Annotated in this window: 2 protein-coding genes; both read left to right on the forward strand. The window is 58.9% G+C overall.

The genetic code is table 11. The features are described 5' to 3' along the window. The coding region (locus K1Y02_25675; protein ID MBX7259770.1) for a GldG family protein at positions 1–2,156 on the forward strand (2,156 nt) is incomplete at its 5' end. A gap of 106 nt (positions 2,157–2,262) precedes the next feature. Then, on the forward strand, positions 2,263–4,157 hold a 1,895-nt coding region (locus K1Y02_25680), incomplete at its 3' end, for a DUF4340 domain-containing protein (protein MBX7259771.1).

Genomic DNA, 4,157 nt, shown 5'->3' on the forward strand with positions numbered 1-4,157 from the left:
ACACCGGCGCCATCATCGGCGGATACTTGGGTACGTTGCTTCTGGGCGCGTTCTTCCTGTCCATTGGGATTTTCTTCTCGGGCTTTTGCCGAGACCAGATCGTTGCCTTCGTGGTGACCCTGCTGGTCTGCTTCATCCTTTTCCTTCTCGGCACGAATTTCATTGCCTCGTACATCGACGGTTTCGTGCCGGGATTGGGCAGCATGCTCTCGGCAATTCTCGGATTCATGGACCACTACACGACGTTTACGCGCGGCGTGATCGACGTTGCCGACCTGCTGTTCTTCGTCGCGTGGACGGTCCTCTTCATCGTCCTCAACATCATGTTCATCGAAGTGCGTAACCGTCCCGGCGCCCGGTTCACGTTTGGTTCGGCGCTCGTGCTTTGCGCGGGTATCGGGCTGGCCCTGAACTGGCTCGTGAACGACACCAGCCTGGGCCGTAAGGACCTCACCCAGGATCAGATCTACACGGTTTCTCCGGCCACGCAGAAGATCCTCGCGGGTCTTGACAGCCAGGTCCACGTAAAGCTCTACATCACGCCCGTTGGCGAAATGCCGACGGTTCTGAAGCAACTGGAGCGCGATATCACCGACAAGCTCGCCGAACTGCAGATTGAGTCGGGCGGCAAACTCGATTTCACGCCCGTCTATCTAAAAGCGGCCAACGTGCTTGCCGATCAGGCGGACTTGTTGGGCGGACCGGATAGCGAGAAGAAAGAAAAGACGGAATCCGAAGCCATCGAAAAGCGTATGTTCGATAAGGGTGTGAAACCCTTCATGGTGCAGGCGATGGTGGACGAAGAAGTCACGCAGAAGCCGGTGTATTCGACGATCGGCATCGGGTTCAAGGCCGGCGAAGAAGAGTTGATTCCCAACATCATGCCGGAGATGGTGCCGGAGCTCGAATACCGCATCGCCAGCATCGTGCACAAGATGACCCGTAAGGATCCCCCGCGCGTGGCGTTGGTCGCCCCGAAAGAGGCCGTCAATATCCCGCCGCAGATGCGCCAACTCTACGCGCAGATGGGACAGGCCATTCCCGAACAGGAAGATCCGTATGAGTACGTGCAGCAGATACTCGAATACGAGAAGTATAAGGTCGAACGCGTCGATCTAACGCAAACCAGCAAGCTGCCCGACGAGTACGACACGCTGGTCGTTATCAATCCGCGCGAGTTGAACGAGCGCCAGAAGTGGGAGATCAACCGCGCTCTTGTTTCGGGCAAGTCGGTGATCTTGGCGGTGCAAAACTATACGTGGGATTACCGCCCGCTGCCGGACGGCCGTCTGAGCGTGTCCAAGAACGATGAGAATCCAGGCATCAACGATCTCATCAAGAACTATGGCGTTGAAGTCGATGAGGACTTCCTCATGGACAAGAACCAGGTGACGCTATCGGTCCGCGGCGGTAATGACCTGCTTTCGGCGTTGACAGGCGGACAACCCTACAAGCTTCCGACCCAGATGCTTATCAACAACTCCACGATGGACAAGGAGACGTCCATCACGAGCCGACTCTCCACGATCTTCTATTTGTGGGGTACGGCGCTGAAGCTGAACGAGGACGAGATGAAGAAGCTGGGTCTCACCAGCAAGGTGCTGATCACGTCAACGGATGGCGCGTGGAAGACGCCGCCGACGCCCTCGTTGACCCAGGCTGCCATCACGCCTTCGCCGACCGGCGAGAAGTATCCGCTCATGGCCATGATTTCCGGGACGTTCCCGGATGCGTTCAAAGACAAGCCGCGTCCCGCGTGGCCACCTGCTGAACCGGCCATGCCCGGCATGCCGCCCCCGCCGCCCGCAGATGACGAAGGTCCGGCTCCGGCCATCACGCCCGCGCCCGGCAAGCTCATCGTCATGGGGTGCTCGCAGATGTTCCACAAGAACTTCATGCAGGCGGGGAACCTGGATCTGTTCTTGAACTGCGTCGACGGCGTGACCCTTGGCGACGATCTGGTATCGATTCGCAGCCGGAAGCCCATCGACCGCACCATCGACAAGCCGAGCGACAATCAGCGGCGCGTGTGGAAGTTCGTGAACTACGCGCTGATGAACGGCGGCATTGCAATCGCCGGTGTGGCCATCGCCGCCGCGCGTCGCCGTTCGCGCAATGCATACACGATGTCGTATGCGGCGAACCGAGGCGAATAGAGCACTTTGTCATTCTGAGCGAAGCGAAGAATCTGGCAAGAAACTCGAAGATAACTTAGGGCAAGGATGAAACTCCGAACCCTGGACCCGAAAGTGGAGAAGACGAATGAAACAGAAGAGCCTGGTTCCGCTGCTTGTTGTATTCGCCTTGCTAGTGGGACTCGTCGTCCTCAAGCAGGTTAACAAGCGCACGCCGAGCATTGTCGAGCAGGTGAAGCTCGCGTCGCTGGTTCCCGAGGGCGTCGCGAAGGCGGACATTGCGAAGCTGGAGTTGTACACCGGCAGCATGCCCGACCAGAAAGTGATTCTTGAGCGCGATGCGAACGACGTCAATGTCTGGTCGGTGGCGAGCCATTTCAACGCACCTGCCGACACGAAGAAGGTCGAAGACTATATCGACAAGATCGTCGGCTTGAAAGGCGAAGCGCGCGAGACCGTCGCCGACGACGCCGCGTTGGAGCCGTATAGTCTTACCGACAAAGATGCATTCCACGTCCTTGGTTACAAAAAGGGCGAAGACAAACCGGCATTCACCGTGCTGGTAGGCAAAGCCCCCAAGTTCGACCAGATCTTCATGCGCGCGGCGGATGCGAAAGACGTTTACGTGCTCAACGAAGACTTGAAGCGCGAAGCGGGCGTGTTCGAAACGCCGCAGATGCCCAACCAAATGCAGCCGCAGGAGGAGAAGCCCGCCGAGCCCGTCGCGCCCAAAGCCGACAATTGGTTGAACAAGAATGTGCTCGACATCGCCAAGGACAAGCTTGCGAAGGTGGTGATGCAGTCGCCTGACAAGCGCATCGTGGTGACGCGCGAGACGAAGGAAGTCCCGGTAGAAGAACCGGCCAAGCCCGAAGGCGCCGATGCGGCAAAGCCTGAAGACAAGCCTGCTGAAGAAGCCAAGCCCGCGACTAAGACAGAAACGAAGTGGGTGTTGAGCGAAGGGGGCGCGGGTCTGAAGGCGAAAGAGAACGGCCTGTCATCGCTGCCCGGCGCATTCGCGCCATTGACCGCTTCGGATATCGTCGACCCATCCAAGCTTGCGGAGTGGGGTCTTGAGACGCCCGTGTTCACCTGCACGTTGACAGTCGATGGACAAGAGGGCGAGACGGTTATCCAGGGCGGACGTCCCGATCCGAATGGCGACGGTTACGTTCGCGTATCCACCGACAAGCGCAACACCGTTTACAAGATCGCGAAGTTCAGCTTCGACCGAATCTTCGGCAAGGGCGCCGACTTGTTTGAAATTGGCGGCATGCAGGTCGACGAGAACGCCGTCGCGCGGTATCAGGTTTCCGGCGCAACGGGTGCGTTCGACCTCGTGAAGAATGCCGACAAGTGGACGGTTGCCGCTCCGTCGGTTGGACTCGAAGCGCAGGAATCCACGCTGAAATCGGCTGTCTCGGCGGCCGCGAAGCTGCGCCCCGCCGATTACGCCGACTCGGCAGACGGCAAGGGATTCGACGCGCCGTCGCAAGTCATCACCGTGACAACGTCGGCCGGTGAAGCGCACACGATCACGTTTGGCGGCGAAGCGAAGTCGTTGGCCGGGCGTTATGCGAAACTGGATGCCAATCCCATGGTCTTCGTTATTGCCAAGACCGATGTCGATCGGCTGCTGGTCGCACCCAAGGACCTGTTTGTGCGCTCCGTGTTAGACGGAGTCTCCGAAGACGACATCCAGCGCATCACGGTCACGCGCAAAGAAGACAACTTCGCCATCGTCCTCGGCGAAGGAGAGAAGTGGTCAATCGAAGCCAATGGCGCGACGAAGCCCGCGGACACCGACAAGTGCCACGGATTGCTCGCTTCGCTCACCGGTTTCCAGGCTTCCGACATTGTGTTCGATCAAACCGGCTTGTCGGGCGAACCCCAGGCCACGATCAGGATTGCCATGAAAGACGGGTCGGAGCGCGTGTTGCACTTCGGCGCGGAAGAGAACGGCGCTTATCCGTTCGCGGTGGAAGGGAAGGGCATTCTGTTTAAGGCGGAATCGATGGACGT

Source organism: Candidatus Hydrogenedentota bacterium, assembly GCA_019695095.1.
GTDB lineage: Bacteria > Hydrogenedentota > Hydrogenedentia > Hydrogenedentales > SLHB01 > JAIBAQ01.